General features: G+C 34.3%; 16 protein-coding genes. 4 read left to right on the top strand and 12 right to left on the bottom strand.

Going from position 1 to position 18,854, the window contains the following annotated elements; genetic code table 11:
• Nucleotides 1-51 precede the first annotated feature (51 nt).
• Both H6622_09685 and H6622_09680 read right to left on the bottom strand, forming a co-directional pair.
• Nucleotides 52-765 (bottom strand): hypothetical protein, encoded by a 714-nt coding sequence (locus tag H6622_09685; protein MCB9061780.1) that lies wholly within the window; start codon nt 763-765, stop codon nt 52-54.
• Nucleotides 766-790: 25 nt separating this feature from the next.
• Nucleotides 791-6,205: a hypothetical protein gene (locus H6622_09680; protein MCB9061779.1), complete on the bottom strand. Its 5,415-nt coding sequence runs from the start codon at nt 6,203-6,205 to the stop codon at nt 791-793.
• Nucleotides 6,206-6,440: 235 nt separating this feature from the next.
• Here H6622_09680 and H6622_09675 point away from each other — a divergent pair, with 235 nt between their 5' ends.
• The 3 genes from H6622_09675 to H6622_09665 all read left to right on the top strand — a co-directional run bounded on the left by H6622_09675 (nt 6,441) and on the right by H6622_09665 (nt 8,339).
• The gene (locus tag H6622_09675) at nt 6,441-6,809 is read left to right on the top strand and encodes a hypothetical protein (protein ID MCB9061778.1); all 369 of its coding nucleotides are present in this window, start codon (nt 6,441-6,443) and stop codon (nt 6,807-6,809) included.
• Entirely contained in the window at nt 6,787-7,992 is a 1,206-nt protein-coding gene (locus tag H6622_09670) for a metallophosphoesterase (protein ID MCB9061777.1), read from the top strand. The genes H6622_09675 and H6622_09670 overlap by 23 nt, the downstream gene beginning before the upstream one ends.
• A 179-nt stretch (nt 7,993-8,171) precedes the next feature.
• Nucleotides 8,172-8,339 carry a hypothetical protein gene (locus H6622_09665; GenBank protein MCB9061776.1) on the top strand — a complete coding sequence of 56 codons (168 nt, stop codon included), beginning with the start codon at nt 8,172-8,174 and terminating at the stop codon, nt 8,337-8,339.
• Nucleotides 8,340-8,364: 25 nt separating this feature from the next.
• On the opposite strand, the gene H6622_09660 is transcribed toward H6622_09665, so the two are convergent.
• The 6 genes from H6622_09660 to H6622_09635 are packed head-to-tail and all read right to left on the bottom strand — an operon-like array spanning nt 8,365 to nt 14,278.
• On the bottom strand, nt 8,365-8,982 hold the full coding sequence (locus H6622_09660; protein MCB9061775.1) for a hypothetical protein: 618 nt from the start codon (nt 8,980-8,982) through the stop codon (nt 8,365-8,367).
• 3 nt (nt 8,983-8,985) lie between these two features.
• The gene (locus H6622_09655; GenBank protein ID MCB9061774.1) at nt 8,986-9,492 is read right to left on the bottom strand and encodes a chemotaxis protein CheX; all 507 of its coding nucleotides are present in this window, start codon (nt 9,490-9,492) and stop codon (nt 8,986-8,988) included.
• 15 nt (nt 9,493-9,507) lie between these two features.
• The gene (locus H6622_09650) at nt 9,508-10,023 is read right to left on the bottom strand and encodes a hypothetical protein (protein MCB9061773.1); all 516 of its coding nucleotides are present in this window, start codon (nt 10,021-10,023) and stop codon (nt 9,508-9,510) included.
• 9 nt (nt 10,024-10,032) lie between these two features.
• Entirely contained in the window at nt 10,033-10,431 is a 399-nt protein-coding gene (locus H6622_09645) for a response regulator (protein MCB9061772.1), read from the bottom strand.
• Between the two features lie 17 nt (nt 10,432-10,448).
• Complete coding sequence (locus H6622_09640) at nt 10,449-11,483, bottom strand: hypothetical protein (GenBank protein ID MCB9061771.1); 1,035 nt, start codon at nt 11,481-11,483, stop codon at nt 10,449-10,451.
• Nucleotides 11,483-14,278: a hypothetical protein gene (locus tag H6622_09635; protein ID MCB9061770.1), complete on the bottom strand. Its 2,796-nt coding sequence runs from the start codon at nt 14,276-14,278 to the stop codon at nt 11,483-11,485. The genes H6622_09640 and H6622_09635 overlap by 1 nt, the downstream gene beginning before the upstream one ends.
• 249 nt (nt 14,279-14,527) lie before the next feature.
• Between H6622_09635 and H6622_09630 the strand changes: the two genes are divergently transcribed.
• Nucleotides 14,528-15,361, top strand: coding sequence for a flagellin FliC (locus H6622_09630; GenBank protein ID MCB9061769.1), 834 nt, complete (start codon nt 14,528-14,530; stop codon nt 15,359-15,361).
• 83 nt (nt 15,362-15,444) lie between these two features.
• Here H6622_09630 and H6622_09625 read toward each other — a convergent pair whose 3' ends face one another.
• The 4 genes from H6622_09625 to hppD form a co-directional block, all read right to left on the bottom strand.
• Nucleotides 15,445-15,873 (bottom strand): DUF523 domain-containing protein, encoded by a 429-nt coding sequence (locus H6622_09625; protein MCB9061768.1) that lies wholly within the window; start codon nt 15,871-15,873, stop codon nt 15,445-15,447.
• A 9-nt stretch (nt 15,874-15,882) separates the two neighbouring features.
• The gene (locus H6622_09620) at nt 15,883-17,079 is read right to left on the bottom strand and encodes an acetyl-CoA C-acyltransferase (protein ID MCB9061767.1); all 1,197 of its coding nucleotides are present in this window, start codon (nt 17,077-17,079) and stop codon (nt 15,883-15,885) included.
• Entirely contained in the window at nt 17,076-17,537 is a 462-nt protein-coding gene (locus H6622_09615) for a hypothetical protein (GenBank protein ID MCB9061766.1), read from the bottom strand. The genes H6622_09620 and H6622_09615 overlap by 4 nt, the downstream gene beginning before the upstream one ends.
• Before the next feature lie 177 nt (nt 17,538-17,714).
• Complete coding sequence (gene hppD / locus H6622_09610) at nt 17,715-18,791, bottom strand: 4-hydroxyphenylpyruvate dioxygenase (protein MCB9061765.1); 1,077 nt, start codon at nt 18,789-18,791, stop codon at nt 17,715-17,717.
• Nucleotides 18,792-18,854 lie beyond the last annotated feature (63 nt).

The raw sequence follows: 18,854 nt of genomic DNA, 5'->3' as shown, positions 1-18,854 counted from the left end.
TTCTCTTATCGGTGTAATCTTTTTCAACTTTAAAGTGGACTCAACAGAGTTCTAATTATAACAACGTTGGCCGAGCAAAATGGTATGGTAGGTTTGAGTAGAGTAGTTCCATATTTTTCGACAAGAAGTAATTCTATAAAAGTAGGTTAAGAATGCATCTTTTTTTGCATTTTCGATGAGCACATTTGGGCAAATGACTTTTTGTGATTTAATTCTTTCCTTATAGGGAGGTGGAACAATTTTAATATTTCCACTTTTTTCTAAAAGGTAATATAAGTAAATTCCATTATATTCTTTAATATAATACGGCCCGTTTTTATCGAAATAAACTGGAAATTCATCACGAGGCCTGTAATAATGATTGATTTTATCTCCATTGAGCAAAAGCATTCGATCTAGAAAAACACCTTCAGGTAATTGATTTATGTTCTTGAGAAAGGTTAGGTTTGTGAAGGCCTTTTTATTTTTGTGATTGATACAGTGTGATGTCCATGAAATTTGATCGGGTACGATATCTTTTGACCAGGTTTCAAAGGGGAAACCCCATTTTAAAACCTTATCTCTGATACGGGAAATTCTTGAGATATCTTTAAGCTTAAGTTGATCTATTGCCTGAATTTCATCATCCCAAGATTGATTGATTTGACCTGCTTTTTCATTACAAAATGAAAATAGTGGGCAACCTGGTAGGGCCTCTGTAGGAACAGCTTGTGAAAAAAGTGTTTTAGAATTTAATAAAAAAATGAATATGATCAGTTTCTTCATGAATTTATTTTAAAATTTAATTTTCTTATTGGCCACAATAGTAATGATGATTCCATTTGAAACCGATATCATAATTGGCCGCTCCAAACTCATTTTTATCATCATAATCATATTGACTATCGGCAAATAGCCACATTTTAAAATCACTAGTTGTCGTAGGCTCTGGAAGATAAGGGCCTGCAATTCCACCAGTTCGCACTACACCTGTTGGACAATAAACACTGCCTAATGAGATGAGTTTATTTTTGACAGTGTTTGTATTTTTCAACTCCCCAGTCTCTGGTATGAAATCCTCATCTTCTAATTTACCATCAGTGATTTCTTCATTTGTACCTTCTGAGGAGACAAACTTATTAAAATAAACATGCATGTCCGTTCCTGTAGGAAGCATACACTTATAAAGATTTGTACTTTCTGTTGGAATAGCGTATTGAGAACAACACTTATCAGGGTCACTTGTAGTTTTTCCTAATTCCACACAGCAGTTAAACTTGTCTGGAGAAAATATAGGGTCAATTGAAATTTGATCTTGGTAGACTATTTTTTGTTGTGGATTAGATATATCTTTTCCTGCTGCAATCTGGTTGTTTTTAGGTTCATAAATCTGACCCAGTGATCGACCTCCAAAAGTGCTTGAAACATAATTGGCGGCCACTGGCTCAATGGCAGAACGGGTTGTTTCTTTGAAAATTCCCTCAATAAGTTTATCTGGCCTTGTGGCACAATAGAGTGGCTCATAGTAGATCTGCGGAATTCCTAATAATTCTAATCTTCCTAGCTTAGTTAAGTAATAGAGATCGTTTCCTGGATAAAGTCCTACTGTCATTGGTTTAAATTTAATCTTGATTCTGGCACTTGACCAGTCCTCAACATCTGTGGAAGTTCCTGTCGATTCAGTGGATACAGTGGGGTCATTTCTAAGAAGTGCTTTGATATGTAAAATATCTCCTGAAGTATGGTTCTGAATACAAGCTCCCGACGCATCTGTATCTCCTGTTTGAGTTACGTTTTCTGGAAGTGTCCCCAGCTCGGAGTTTCCCAAAATACATGCAGGATTATAAATGACTGTCTTCATATCATTGACAACAGCATTTGAACCAGGTTGATAAAGAGGAGCGCAATCGTCATTTCTTTGAACCTGGCAAAAAGATTTTAAATTTCCAGAGCGAATAACTCTAACTTGCTTATCATCGTTTTTCCCACCTTTGAAAGTAATTTCAACTTCTATAAGATTGTCTCTATTTATATATGGCGGAAGATAGTAAGATACTCCGATTGTATCACAAATTCCTCTGCCACGGCCAACGCAACCTTCTTCGTTTTCAGTGGTATCTTGTATATCTCCAGTTGGAATAAATACAGGATATGCTGGCCAGTTTTCACTATATTCTTTAAGGGTTGCATAAAACCTAGGTAGAGGTGGTGTAATTAAACTACTTGGAGCAAGTGGATTAGTAAGTTTAAATTGCCCTTTTTCATCATCAAAATCAGACATATCGAGAGTAACATTGCCATCATTATCCACTGTGCCAGGTATCATATCATTAATATCTTGTGGTAAAACTATATTTTCTTCACTATTACCCATTTCGACTTGTGAACAACCTCCATTCACTGGATCAGCACATGATAGTCCTAAATTATGATACATATCAAAATTTGGTTTAGTTATACCTGTTTGTAATTCTAAGGAGTCTTCCGAAAGATATCCCAAACATTGAAAGCTTCTGATAGGGATTTGTAATCTATTTGTAACTTTCCAATCATGCCCGCCGTCTGAAAATTGTCGAATCCATCCTCCTCCACAACATGTTTTCTTACCAGTGTCATGAAAAGTTTTCCATTGAAATGGTCTGGGTGTTTTCAATTTTGTGGGAGTTGAACCTCTTTCAAGCTTTGGCTCTTCATTATACGGAACTGTAAAATCTGTAGATGAATACCCAGTTGGAACTCCAAGTGGGTAGACAATACTGTAGCGAGAATATCTTCCCACACCATTTGGGTCTAAAAATGAAAAAAGATTAACATCTAATATTCTATCTTCATCCTTTTGTCCTTTAATAAATTCAGGATCACCTGTAAGTCTTCTAAACTCTGTATACATCGTGAGTTCATTACCTAAAGGCATACAACATTTGTTTTTTGTCATGTCAAAACTATCAAAACTTGGAGCATTTAAAGAAGGGTTTTCCTGAGATTGGCCACAGATAAGTTTTTCTCTCCAGTAATTTCTCTCCGCAAAAGTACCTCCAAAAAAATCAAGGTCATTATTACCATCTGCTATATCTTTATGAAGAGAGCTGACCGAACAGTCTAAATCAGTTTGACAAACACTTCCGGGTCTTCTTAGACAAGCATCTCTGGCCAGGGTAGGTGTGTTTAGATAAGAAATGCTAAAAATACGATCAGCTTCAATTTCAGCAAATGTATTTTCTGCTGTATATGTACTTACACTTTCTCCTCCACAAGAATTTTGTCTGTGAAGCTTTTGTTTTTGATCATTTGTAAATGTAATATCATTCAAAACATAGTTTCCATCATCATCAATTAAAGGACATGTGTAAACTCTTGCATCTCCAGTTGCACCAGAGTCACATCCTCCAATTTGCGAAATATAATCGGTTCGGCCAAGCGTTTCTTCAGATTGATGAGATTGTAATTGTGAACTCAGTCCAAGTTGTCTTCCTGGAGTACAAAAACCAATCGTGTCACTCGTAAAACCAAGATGTGAAAAATTTTGGGCAATATTTTCTATGGCCTCGTTGGGCAATGCTTTATTAGCCTGAATATAATTCTTAGGTCTACCTAGTACATCAGCTTCCTGGCCAAAAAGAATGGTTCCAACATTGGTCGAGAGTCTGGCCAATTCAGAATTAAATTTTGAAACCGGATTGGTACTAGATGTTAATTTCTGGCAATAAAAGTTTGGAGCACAAGTCAGATTTTTTCTGAGGATTGTATTTGAAATATTTCCATAATTAGGAGAACAAATCGCACCCCTACCTCTGTATACACAACGCTTTGGAGTTCCATTAAATCCAGCTGCTAATATTGATCCCACCGTAATTTTTTGATCGCCTGATCCTGGATTTTTTAGTTCATTTGCATCTTCATCAAAAACTGGCCATTGAGTCTGCATATTCGTAACATCAGCACACATATACTCCCAACCCAATTTAGTAATACAATCTGAGTCTACTTCACATTGATGATAGTATTGACAGCTAGCTGCTTGGTTTTGTTCAGGATGTTCAAGGTCAAGTTCGGGGTTAAAGTCAAATAGGGCCGCTGACTCTACTCCGGCATCAACAACAATGTATGCCCCATGCGTAGTCGGGTCGGCCAGATCACCAAGTGGATTATTTAAGGCCAAGTATAGTCGTTTGGAAGTTGCGACTATTCTTCTGGCCTTGCCAATTGCAAACCAGTTTACACCATTAAAAGAACCAATTAGAGCACCTTTGTTAAAACCCCACCAGTCCCTTTGATATCCGTTAACATAAAAAGAAGCTTGCGTTTTTAGTCTCGACCTTCTCTGTTCCTCAGGGGTATCTTTTTGCTGGTGAGAATAGGGAATCATAGTTGGTGGAAGCCAACAAGCTCGACCAAAAATTGTGTCTTCATAATTTCCCTGAGTGATATTCGTTGAATTTTGATTTCTATTTGTTGTATATCCGTAAGCGGTTAATCCTATCCCGTTAGATGTTGGTGGATGAGAATAAAAATTATCGAACCAAGAGTCATTTGAACACTCTGGACAAGGTGTTAAATATCCAGTGGTGGCCATTACAATATAGGACTGACCGATTTCTAATCCTTTTATTACTTTTGCTGGACGTGAACCTGAGAGATCAACCGACATTGAACCTAAAACTTGGTTCATATTGGCCTCATTCTGGGATAGAGGAATTGTTTTGTTGGCATCAAGATATGAAAATGCCACACCTTCTTGAGTTTTATTGGCGACTCTCATATTGTCTAAAGTATCAAAGCGTTCGGTATTTTCTCCTGAAGCATCAACTCCGAAAAGAATATGTGGAACTGAACGCGAAGGCACAGAAACATTTCTCTCTTCAAAGGGTGGAACTTCTTCATTTATATTTGGGGCAGAACATTTGACTGAAATTATATTTTGATTGGAATCTTTAGTGGCAATCAACGTTAAAAATGAGCATTTTGCCTGTGATTCTTCTGACACATCTGTAGGAAATGGACTCGCATCACACCCACAATCTCTCCAAACTTGTAAAAGTGTTGAGGTATAATCTGTAGAGGTGCATGTACCAGTGTCGCAACATTTAGAAAGATCTTGTGGAGTTGATTCATATCCTTGCAAACATAGATATTTATTTTTTTGGAGTTCAAAATTTGCAGCATCGACTTGGTTAAGATCTTCTTCTGACTCTGTGTTCACTGGTATGTGAGCAATATTGGGGCAAATATTGTAGTACTGTTCGTAATCTAATTTGTAAGAAGCATTTTGTTGAACTTTTGTGAACATTGCCCCATAAGCACTTTCAATGATATTATATTGTGCCTTACTTCCTCCTGGACAATTAACTAAGGAACTTCCACTATTATTGTAAGTATCCCAACATTGAAATTCATCTTTGTATTCTTCCTTTATTGACAAATCTACTGCGCACTGAGTTCCTCCAATACAACAATCATAACCCTGGCCTAGAGCTTTACAACTACTATTGGTACAAGTATTTGTTGGGAGTCCACTTTCTCCTGGATTATTTGTCGTAGTCGACTGATAGTCTAAGTTTAAAAAGAGTGAATCACTGGAGATTTTTTTATTATCAGCAGTATTATTGTTTATGAATATCTGAATAGTACTAGATAATATGACTCCATCGCACGTTGTACATAATTCACTTGGCGAGTATCTCGGAGCAAAAGGTGAGTTTAGAGATGAACATGATGAATTATTCATTGAACTATTGGCCAGATCGACTTGAAAAGATCTAATAGCAGTGTCAACATTGTCTCCCGGAAACTGATCTGCTTGAGTTTCAACAACACTTGCTTTAACTCTTAATTCTTCATTGATCCCTGAAAATCTAATCGCAATACAGAAAGATTGTTCACTAACTTTTTGTGTTGAACCATCTAGTACACCTGCTAAATAATTACTCAGACCTCCACCATTTAAAAATAAAATATCAAGGTTCGAAGTAATCACGGTAAGTCTGGTCGCTCTAGAAACAACGTTTGCAGAATTTGACCAAAAAATGTCCTTATTGCTTGATGTCGGTATTGGAAGTTGAGAATTCGTAGTTGGAGTTGACTCATTAATTGAATTATTTTTTGAAGAACTTCTTGATGTTTTATTTCCACCACTAGGTACACACGAATCAATAAACAAGATCGCAATACTCAAGATAAAAATAGTTTTAAATTTCACCCTCTTCATCACAGTACCTTTATCGGCCAAAATCCCTCATCAATTTAAAAAAATTCATGACTTAGAAGTTATTTTAAGTCCAAATCGGGAAAAATTTGGGTAGTAGACTCAATTATTTTTTAACTATCTGAATTAACAAGCATTTTTGAAAATGGAACAAAAGGCCTCTTTTATCCACTTGCCAATAATTTATGTCAGTGCAGGAAAAGACTTCCATGATTTTCACCTTAAAATCCGAGCAGTTATAATAAATATGAGGTGCATCATGAAGTGGAAATTTAAAAGCTTTTTTCTTTTCGTCGTTTTAACAAACTTTGCTTTGGGTTTGGAGAAGTCAAATTCCTTTGTGATCACAATGTATGATCATAGCGTTAAAGTTGTTTCTCCAAATAAGGGACAGAAAAACCCAGGTCTCATCGTGAGAAACAAGACTCTAGGCCCTATAAGAGCAAGGATTGAACGCAATAATAGTGAAATTCTTGGACATATGATGATTCCTCCTCAAAAAGATAAAAGTATAGATCTGGAATATAGGCCGGGATATGATTTGAGATTCATTCCATTATCTCCACCTTTTCAAGATGTAAAGTTAATGTTAGGAAAGAAGGCTTATGAGATTCCTCCAAAAAAATAATGTAAAGAAAACGATCATTGTGATTTCAGATATCCATTTAGGTGCGGGAACCTATGTAGATGGGAGAAGAAATCATTTAGAAGATTTTACATCCGATCAAGAGCTCGTTGAGTTTTTGGCCTATTTTAGTGAAGACGAGTATGCAGACCGAGAGGTAGAGCTCATTATCAATGGTGATTTTTTAGACTTCTTGGCCGTACCTTTTGTTGAATATTTTGATGATGAATTTTGGAGTGAAAAGGCGGCATTAGAGAAATTAAAACTTATAATGAATGCGCATCATGAAGTATTTGAAGCATTGAATAATTTCATTTCAAAAAAGAAAAAGAAAGTTGTCTATATCATTGGCAATCATGACGCTGAATTTGTGTTTGAAGGACTTCAAACTCACTTTTTAAATAGCTTTAGTGAAGATGCAAAAAAAAATATTACGATAAGACTATCAGAAGATGGCGAATATATTCCTGTCAATGGAATCATTGTTAAACACGGTCATGAATATGAAATCGCCCACCAGTTTCATGTTAAAGAATCAATAGTCCAAGACGAAAAGGGGAATCAGTATTTTTTACCTCCATGGGGATCGTACTATGTGACAAGAGTCATCAATAAATTTAAAGAAGAGAGGCATTTTATAAATGCGGTAAGACCGATTAAAAAATTCTTAGTAGATGGACTTATACATGACACACTTTTTACCATTCGGTTTATTTTTAGTACTTGTTATTATTTTGTAATGGTTCGATTTATTTATTATTTTCGTCAAGATAAGAATTTTAAAAATTTAATGGCCAATGCTTCAAATGAATTAGAACTTTTTCAGGATTATGAAGAACTAACCGGGGAGTTTTTTCAAAAAAGAGATGATGTGAAAGCACTTATTGTAGGGCATACTCATGATCCTATTTTCAGGTCGAACTTAGATGGAACTATTTTTATTAACACAGGAACGTGGACGAAGATGTATAATCTTGATTTTGGCAAAAGGCAAAATGGAGAGTTGCTTACTTACGCACAAATCGATATAAGAGAAGAGAAAAAATCAAAAAATAACAAGAAATCAAAAAACAAGAATCTCGTAGAGAATACTGAAACAAATAAATCTTCAGGAAATTTTGAGCATTTAGATTTAGCTCTTAATATTTGGAAGGGGAGAAGTGATTTACCTTTCACTGAATTCTAAACAGTTCGACTAGATTGTGAAGTCCAAAAAGAAATTGAAAAATTTTTGAATAATAGGGATATTTATCTGGCCTATATGATAATGTACATTATTTAGCTTCAGAAAAACAATGTCAGTCTGAAATTGAGTTTTTATTTAAGTCTGTTTTTGTTGACCGGTATAATGAAGCTGTAAATGATATGCATCTCAATCTATTAAAAGCTTTTTTTAGTTCTTTAGGTTATTCTAAAAACAGTCTACAAGAAACTCATGAACTTATGCCAAGAAATTCCGGTGATGAATATATTAATAAAAATGATTTACCAAATACCGAAGAAAAGAAAATGTTTGTTCTTGGAACTTTTTAACAAAGAGAATTATTTTGCGAAGAAACTAATTTCCTAAGAGATAATTTTTTAAAGCATCTCTAAGTTTCTTAGCATCATTTTCTTTAATAATGAGAATTGGCCCTGAAATAACTGAATCATCGTTGATATTTTTAATCGCTGGCATTTTAAAACTGTAAACATTCATCTGACTTAAATCTGAAAACGAACGAATCGCTTCAATTTCAAAAATCTTTTGTACTCCAGCGTACCGATTTTCTTTTACTTTACAGGCGATAATATTTTTAAATTGTGAGGAGGAACCAATTTCAAATACATTTTTAAGATTTCTCTTGTTATTGTTTTCATCTCTCATAAAGTAAATAAAAGTTTGATAAAAATTTCTTAAATCATCATCGTTGAGAAGTAGATTACAAATATAATCCTTTCCTTTGGAAAAAACCATTCCAAGAATTGAGGGACCATTAGATTTTTTTGTTTTTGAGAAAACAAAATTTCCGGGAATAATTTTTTTATCACTATTATCTTCAAAGGCAATGTTTAAAGAAAGCAGGGCCGTTGTTTGCTGTTTTAGAAGAATCTGTTCACTTAAATCATCTAAGGTTTTTGATAAAATTTGATTTGAAAAAATCAAAAATATTAGAAAATGAAAAAAGAAATTCATTCTTTAATCTTCTCTGTAGCAAAGCTCCATGTAAAATGGGCCATGAGCAGACGTAATTGGAATAACAATAACCGTAGTCCCTTCAGGGTATTTTAAAGTATGTCCCGCACCTTCTACCATTGAAGGAATGGCCATATTTGAAGTGTAACCAAGTTCAGCAAGGTCTCTTTTTGCATTTCCCATAATCATATTTGAAATTTCACCACCAACATCTGCAATCTCTTCATTGTATTCAGTAAATGTATCCATTAACATTGCAGAGGCCACCTTAAAATATGTATCATAAGGCCAAGAAAGAACGAGCATCGCTTTGTAATTGGATTCTCGATCTGGCATCTTTACTTCACCTGTAAGTCCTAATACCGCGGAAACATCACCCATTGAAATATTATTTTTTTTGAGCCCAGGTTTTTGAGCATCCAACTTAGTAAAGACCATTGTTTCAAACACATTTTTGGCAGCTTCAATAAAAGGCCTTGAAAACTCTATAAAATTTTTGTTCGAACTCATTACTTCCTCTTTTATCTATAGGCCTAAACTTGCCATCAAATCATCAATTGATGATTGATCTAGTTCTTGTTTCTGTTCCTTATCATAACTTACCGAAGATCTTTCAATATCTTTAAACTTTTCTTTCAACCATTTGAGACGAGTTGCGAAGGCCTGAGTATTTAAATGCGCAAGTATGTCCTTATTCTTTGTTTCAAGAGACTTGACCATTTTTCTCAATAAATCTACTGCGTCAAATAGAACCGCAACCACAACTGATATAAGTGGTTCATCATCACTGGCCTGACTGGATTTGTAGCCAATAACTTTACCAAGTTCACAGAAAGTACCAATTTCTTCGGCCTGTATAGATCTCGCTGCCCCCATGATTCTGTCAATGATTTGTCCAAATGTTTCTAAACCTTCGTGAGCAGTAGATAGATCATCCTCAATTGTCTCTAGTGTGACTTCGAGTTTATCCAAAAGTTCATTTGTTTCATCACAGAAGTCATCTATAATTTCCCTCATTGAAGGATCATCTAACATTGACATATTAAAACCTTATTTATTAAAAATCTTATCAATTTTTTCTTTTAAAACTTGTGCTGAAAATGGTTTCACAATGAAGTTACTCACGCCTGCTTTAACTGCAATAACCACGTTTCCTTGTTCTGCTTCAGCTGTAATCATAAGAAAAGGGAGAGTTTTATATTCATCTGATGAACGTAGTTTTTCTAAAAGTTCTAATCCTGTCATTTGTGGCATGTTCCAGTCAGATACAATAAACTCATAAGGTTCACCTGAACTTTTTGCTTCTTGAATCATAGGCCATGCAGTAGCTCCATCATCTGCTTGTTCAATTTTTGTAAAACCGATTTGTGTTAACATATTCTTGATGATTTTTCTCATAGTGGCCATGTCGTCAACTACAAGGATTTTCATGTCAGCTTTCAGACCCATTTTGTTCTCCCTTAAGGTTAAGCAGCGTTTGAATTGTTATCTGTATTCATAATATTTTCAATGCTTTCTAATATTTTATCGCCAAACTCGAATTCAAGTCCAGGGGTAAAGTCTTTATTTTTGAATTTTTTAATGATATTTTTTATCGGATATTTTTGATCAACAACTCTACCAGAAGCAAAATCGAAAATATGTGAAATTGAACCTACAAACAATGCAGCACTTTCAATATGTTCACCTTTTAATTCACTCGGGTATCCAGATCCATCAAATCTTTCATGATGTTGTGAAATCGCCTGTAGGGCAGAATTTGACAGATTTAAACCACTTTTTCGAACTAAATGTTGAGATAAACCAGGATGTTTTCTGTAATCCTTCTTTGTCTTATCATCTTGAGAGTGGATAGGTTTATTTCCAAGGCTTAATTCTAACTGTGTTAAACCAATATGATGAAGAAAAGATGCTACTATTATATCACTTAATGTTTTCTCATCATTGAGTTTGTTAATCTTGGCAAGCATATATGCAAGTGCAACAATTCTATTCGTAGGTGTATCTTCAGTCATCAGCTTCTCACATAACGCCATCGCCAAGGAAACTGTATCTGACACCTTAACACTAAAACACATCACTTCATCATGAACTCTTGAAATTATCTCTGTAAAATTATCCTCTTCTATGGCATGAGCAATTTTTAAATCATAATGAAAAAAACCATCTCTTTCATCTCTTTGCTTGATGAGAGCTTTGTACATATTAGCATTTCTTTCGTAAGGATGTTCTTCTGGCTCTTGTAAAGAAGGAATATCTTCTTCTTCGTAATCCATATTTTTTAAAAACGTCTTTTTCTGTTTTCTTTCAATCGCTATTTTTCCACCTTTTGAAACAATAAACTCTAAAAATTCCTTTTTTTCTTCGTCTAAAGGGGAATTTCCATATAAAAAAGCTGAATATGTTTTACTTTGGGGATTGAATACATATATGTGAAATGGAAAAAGATTTTCATTTTTCAAATGTTCAAGTTCGATATGAAAGTAACTTTTTTTAGACATTAGCTGGCCCTTCCAAATAATTTACCTATAAATCCTTTTTTCTTTTTTTCTTCTTTCTTTTCTTTATTCTCGGCCTCGTACGAGCCTTCAATCCCTTTAAGCCTTAAATGTTCAAGATAAACACCTCTAGCTGTTTCAAGTATGACTTCAATTTTATTTGCATCTTTTTTCATCACGATCTTCTCAAAGTCTACGACAGAAAAACCGATGATTTTATTTCCTTCTACATAAGGATAAAAGAATTTATTGTTTACTTCCTGAAAAGTTTCATCTTTCCACTTTGGAAGATTGTAGGAAATCCATTTATCATAATTCTCGTCCCTCATTTTTGACCACCAGGCAAATTTATTTTCGTTTGTCAGGAAATGGGCCATACTTGTATGGCCATTAAAAAGTTCAATAAAAGGCTCTTTCTCATCATCAACTTTTTCAAAAAAAGTTGTTACTCCACGAGATTCGTCATAAACGGATTGTTGAACAAATTTAAATAGTTCATGTTCTTTTAGATCTTTTTTATAATAGAGATTTAAAACTTTAACAGCATATTCTAATCCTCTGGTCTCCGGTTCGAAAACAGTTTCTGATTCTGCGGTAGACTCTTTCGCTTCTCCATTTTCTTCAACCTCTAAATCAGCAACAGGTTCGTCAAATACTTCAAAATGTCCTTTTATTTCATTATCTATATTCGACTCATCTTGAAAATCGCTCTGACGTTTTTTTCCAGCTTGTGCAATATTTAGACTTTCAAACTCTTTTTTCATTTTTTCATAATCGATCGTTTGCTCACCTAAATCTTTTCTTTCTTTTTTGTCTAATTGGAAATCACTTTCTTTTTTCTTCTGATCATCTTTATAATTTAATGTCTGCGATTTTTCTTTTTTCATATCCCAATCATAAAAAGGATTTTTTTTATCTGATTTTCTCCCATAATGCGTTTGAATATGCTCTACGTTTCCTTTTCCAATTTTTTTCCCATCAGCATCCTCTAACTCAAGACCTTTTTGTGTTTTTCCAACCATACGATTTTCAAGTTTATCGTTTTTAATATCATTCTTCTTGTTTTCTTTTTTGTCTTCTGAAAGTTTTATCTGGGTATTTTGTACTTCTCTTTGATTTAGTTTTCCTTTGTCTTTATCTTTATCCTTTTCTGACTTTTTTTTCTCACTTTCTTCTAACTTTAACTTATTCTCAAGATCATTTTTTTTCTTATTTTCACCATCATCTAGTTTTAAGTGGGACTCATGCTTATTTTTAGAAGAATTTTCATCGGTTAAATCTAATTCATTTTTGTCATTTCTTTTTTTGGCATGCTCGTCTTGCAATATTAATTCAGCTGTTTTGTCTTTTTTATTTTTTTTGCTTGCATCTTCAATTTCTAACGCATCTACATCTTTTTGACCTTTTTCATCTTCAAAATTCAACTGAGCTTGTGCTTTTTCTAAGTCCTTTTCAATATCATTTATCAAATCTAATTCATGAGTTTCTTTTTCTTTTCGTCTTTTTTCATCATCTAACTGGAGCTTTTCTAAGTCTGATTTATTTTTCTTTTTTTCATCTGATAATTCAAGATTGTCTAAATTTTTCTTATCTTTATTTTTTTCTAGATCATTAGTAAGTTCAAGCTTATCACTAGCTTCTTTTTTCTCTTTTAATCTAGCATTTTCTAATTCCAATTTTGTTAAACTTTTTTCCTCGTCAGTTAATTCTAATTCTTCTGCTTTATCTTTGTTTTTCGATTTATTTTTCCCTTCTTCTAAAGCTAATTTGGAACTAAGATCTTTTTTATCTTCATCAAATAGGTCAAATTCTTGAGCATTTATTTCTTTTTTATTATTTTTTTCATTTTCCAAAATAAGTTCTTGCGAATCTTTTTTTGATCGCAATTCATTATCCTTATGGTCATCTAAATTATCACCGGAATTTGAAAGTTTTCCTTCATTTTGCATTTGTAATTTGATTTCTTCAATGGCCTTGGCCATCATATCATCTTTTGAATAATCAACAGGTCCTTGATTGCTATTTTTCTTTTTTTCTTTTTCGAATTCTAGGGTAATGCCACCAGTATCTCTTTGAGTCTTGTAGTAAGCTTCTAAATGGGAGTCATCAAAACGTTCTTTTGTATTGTTGGTATTTTCTTCTCCAAATTCAAGTTTGGTATCTTTTTTATCTTTGTTTCTATAAAAGTTATCAATTTTATTTAAATTACTTTTTTCTTTTTCTTCTTCTTCAGTTTCACTTTTATCAAAAACAAGTTGAGTTTTTTTATCCTTTGTCTTGTCGTGTATACCTTCGTCTTCACTACCTGTTAAAATGCCTTTTTCAACTCTTTGAGCTTCATCGTTTGAAATTGTATTTTGATTTTTTTCTGCTTTAAATGATCTAACTTCTTCCTCTTCATCATCATTATTTTCACCAAAAGGAAGAGATCTAATTTGAAGTTTTAACTTGTACAACAATGTTTTTGGCGCAACCGGTTCTTGAATAAACTCCGTAAGACCTAATTTTGTTAGTTTTTCTAATGTTTTTGGTGGTAATTTTTTATTTGAAATCAATATTATTTTTGATGACGATTTTTTCAAAAATTTTGTATTTGCAAGTAAGGTCTGAGCACATTTTTTTGGAGTGGCCATGAATGTAAGTGAAGGCCCCAATGTAGGAAGAAGCTGATTGATCTCTACTAAATCTTCAACCTCAAAAATTTCATAGTTCTCCTCTTCAGCAATTGCTCGTGTTGCTTCTAAAAGGTTACTGAGTGTGTCAGTAAGTGGATGTACGATTACAACTGGTCTTTTCATCGTAATATTCTTCGGATTTTCACTATATAATCTGAGAAAAACAAATCAGACTAATGTTGTCGGAATAATTGCAAGAGGCAAAATATTCCACTCAGTTAATTGTGGATAAGTTACTTAAAAAACTAGTCGATATATTGCTAGCAGATGTCAAAGTCTGCGTGGGTCAATATTAACCGAACTAGCAGTAAGCTTATCATCCTTATGGAGGGTTGAGTCTCAGAAAGAGGCAGATTAACCAAGGAGGATTCGATGGGTTTACGAATCAACACCAATGTAACTTCATTGGCCGCCCAACGATCTCTTGGAAAGACTTCTACTGAGCAGCAAAGTACGCTGGGTAAGTTATCGTCTGGTACAAGAATCGTAAGAGCTGCTGATGATGCTGCTGGTTTGGCAATTTCTGAAAAATTGAAAGCACAAATCAGAGGCACAAAACAAGCTGAGAGAAACGCTTCTGATGGTATTTCTCTTATCCAAACTGCTGAAGGTGGATTGGGTGAAATTTCTTCTATTCTTACAAGACTTAGAGAACTTTCTGTTCAAGCAGCTTCAGACACACTCGGTGATACAGAGAGAAAATTCACAAATCTTGAGTATCAGAATTTAAAACAAGAAATTGAAAGAATTACACAGGTAACTGAATTCAATGGTAGAAAACTTCTCAATGGTACTGGAGATAAATACGATTTTCAAATCGGAATCAACAATGATGATTTTCAAGATCGAATACAGTATGACGCTCAATTGACTAATTCCGGTCTTGAGTACATGGGAATAGGGGATGTTTCTGTTGGAACAAAAGAAGATGCTCAGTTCGGTCTGGCGCGCTTAGATGGTGCTATTCAAAGTATCTCTGGACAAAGAGCAACTTTGGGAGCAATCCAAAACAGACTCACTTCAACAATCAATAACCTGCAAGTAACAAGTGAGAACCTCTCTGAGGCAAATTCAAGAATTCGAGACACTGACTACGCTTCATCAACTGCAGATAACGTGAAGTTTAATATCTTGAAAGAAGCTGGTTCAGCTGTATTAGGACAAGCAAACGTAACTGGCCAAACAGCTCTTAAGCTAATTGGTTAATCTCTATAGTAATTTTGTTAATTGTTATGAAGAAGGGACCCACGAATGTGGGCCCTTTTTTTACTCACACAAGTCAATATATTTTACTTGATGTCTTCTTCTGTCACAATTGTAATTCCAAGCTTCTTTAGTTCTTTTACAAATTCTCCATCACCATCTACTAAAGATCCAGAAAAGTTTCCATCATAAACTTTATCCATCCCACACATTGGTGATTTACTCTTGAGAATGGCCGTATCACAAATATTTTCTTTTGCTATAAGAGCTGCTAATTGAGCACCTTTTTGAAATTGTTCAGTCACATCTTCACCATCAATTGTGAAATATCTCCCCTGCCTATTCTCTGAAGGGGGTCTGGGAGTCTGAAGTCCGCCTAACTCTTCAGGACAAACAGCAATTGCCAGTCCATCATCAACTAGTTTTTTCACTTTTCCTGACAATTTATTTTGACCATCATAACGACAATTGATTCCACACAGACACGATGAAACTATGTATTTGTATTTTTTCATAAGTCTTTTTTACATTTTTTGAATACTAAGTGCAATACCCTGGCCAACTCCAATGCACATACTGGCCAATCCAGTTTTTTGAGAAGAATCTCTAAGAAGATTATGAATGAGTGTTGTGAGAATTCTAGAACCACTCGCCCCAAGTGGGTGTCCGAGGGCTATGGCCCCACCATTAATATTAACAGTCGTAGGGTCTAAATCTAACTCTCTAATACATGCTAAACTTTGAGAGGCAAAGGCCTCGTTGAGTTCTATGAGGTCAAATTTAAAAGTACTGGTAAAAAACTTATTTTTTAATTTCTCTACAGCTTCTACAGGCCCAATTCCCATGATATTTGGATGAACGCCGGCCACTGCTGCTCCAGTAATCTCACAAAGGGGAGTAAGGTTGTATTTAGTAACAAAATCTTCACTTGCAACAAATAAAAGTGCTGCTCCATCATTGATACTAGAGGAATTTCCAGCAGTGACACTTCCATCATTTTTAAATACTGGACTGAGTTTTTGAAGTTTCTCAAGTGAAGTGTCGGTCCTAGGTCCTTCATCGTTTTCTATAATGGTGTTTGAATTTTTTTCAGCGATATTAATGGGTAAAATTTCATTTTTAAAAAGTCCACAACTTTGAGCTTTTAAGGCCTTTTGGTGAGACTGGAGAGCGAATTGGTCCTGATCTTCTCTTGAAATTTTAAACTGTCTGGCCACTTCCTCAGCAGTTTCACCCATGCCTAAGAGTGGAAAAATTTTTTCCATAGATTTGTTCGGAAATCTCCAACCTATCGTTGTATCGTAAATTTTCTGATTTCGACTAAAGCCATGCTCTGATTTGCTCAAAACAAGGGGTGCCCGAGACATACTTTCAACTCCACCAACAATTGCACAGTCTATGAGACCACTTTTAATTCTTGCATAGGAATCCATTACGGCATCTAAAGAAGATCCACAGAGTCGATTAATTGTTGTTCCAGGTATTTCAAAAGGAAGGCCTGCTAGGATACTACTCATTCTAGCTATATTTCTGTTATCTTCTCCGGCCTGATTCGCACAACCGACAATTACATCACCAATAAGTTTTAAATCAAATGTGGCCAGGTTTTTAAAGTCTTGGATTAAATATGTAAGAAGATCATCAGGTCTAACGTTTGAAAGAAGTCCTCCGTATTTTCCTATCGGAGTTCTTTTGGCATAGGTGATGTAAACTCGACTCAAGCAGCGTCCTTAATAACTAGAGATTCATCAATAAATATATTGTATGTTTTAAACCAATTTCTTAAAATTTGAAACTGAGATTTTTCAATTTTTTCTATGCTTAGAATTTTTTTGTTTATATCCAATGTGAAATGTTTTTTTAAAAAGATTAGAGAATCCTTATCAAAATAGTGGGGGATTTCATTATTCATTATGAAATCTAAAACTACAATTGGATTTTTAGATACACGTGACATATGTCTAGGAATAGCGTGATCTTTGTAAAATAGCACAGTCTTATATTCAATGACATTGTTCTTACTGGCCATATCCCATTCAACAAAAAGGTCTTCAATCATTTCTGCAGCGATTTCTGCTTTTGAAGATCCAACTTCAACAATAATTCCATGTTCGGCAAAAAAGCGAATATATTCTTTTGCTTCTACTGTGTCGGCCAAAATAACAATGGATTCTTGCATAACTTCTCCTAGGAAAGATCATTAGTAGACTTCTCGGAAGATAACATTAAATTCTAAAGCCTCTAATTACTTGATTTTTCTGACTATTAAAATTTGCTAAAGGAGTATATGCTGAAATCAGTGAAGTTCAAGATCAACACGAATAAAATATCTAACTTGTTGGAAATATTTATTTAATTATAGATATCCTCTTTTCAATTGATCTCTTTCAATCGCATCAAATAATGCCTGAAAGTTTCCCTCTCCAAAACCATCATTATTCTTTCTTTGAATAAATTCGAAAAAGAGAGGACCGATATAAGTTTCCGTAAATATTTGGAGTAAATATCCTTCTTTATCACCATCAACAAGCAACTTTCTTTCTTCCAAGACATTTACATCTTCTGTAATATGTATACCTCTTTTAGATATGTCTTCATAATAAGTGTGGGGTATGTCTAAAAATTGAATATCTCTATCTTGTAAATCACCAATAGTATTAATGATGTTTGAAGTAGTCAGGGCAACATGCTGAACCCCAGGGCCTTTATGAAGATCTAAAAATTCTTGGATTTGAGACTTAGATTGTTCTGCATCTGGTTCATTAATTGGTATGATGACAGTTCCATCCCCCAACTGAACAACTTCAGATTGAAGACCTGTTTTGATCCCTTTTATATCAAAATATTTTGTCACCTTAAAGCCATATACTCGTTCATAAAATTCAACCCATTTCTTCATCTCTCCCTTTGGAACATTATTGGTGAGGTGGTCAATTCTGGCCACTCTAGTGCTTAAAGGTCTGGCATTAGAATCTGAAGCAAGTTTTGTAAAGCACGGCCTAAAATAAGAGGCCGGTCTTTCAATAAATTCATTGGTTACATCACCAAAGCCTTGTATAACTGCTCTTTTGAAAGTTCCATGCTCACTTTCAATGATTTTTAGTTCTTCAACTTGCTTTGCGCCTCTTTTAATTGCTTCTGTAAAGGCATATTCCGCATTTTCAACAAGAAACGACATTTTAGATACTCCCTCACCATGTCTTTGAAAATACTTACGTGCGTGAGAATTTGGATCAGTATTGGCAGTTAATAGAAAACGAACTTGTCCCTGTGTAAATAATTCACTATTGGTTGGTTTGTGTTCGTATGTCTTCTCAAAACCAAAAGTGTAAAAAAGTTCACGTGTTTTGCTGCCTAAATCATCACAAGTAAACTCTAGGTGATCAATTGCAAGAATGCCTAGTGGATTATTTACAGTAATTTTAGAATTCATATTGCCGTCCTTAGATTTTTTATCTAAGTATATTGGTTTATTTTTTTGTTCTCGCAAAGATGC

Source organism: Halobacteriovoraceae bacterium (genome assembly GCA_020635115.1).
Taxonomy (GTDB): Bacteria; Bdellovibrionota; Bacteriovoracia; order Bacteriovoracales; family Bacteriovoracaceae; genus JACKAK01.
The sequence above is the reverse complement of the archived record's forward strand: the minus strand, read 5'-3'. Positions and strand labels throughout refer to the sequence as shown.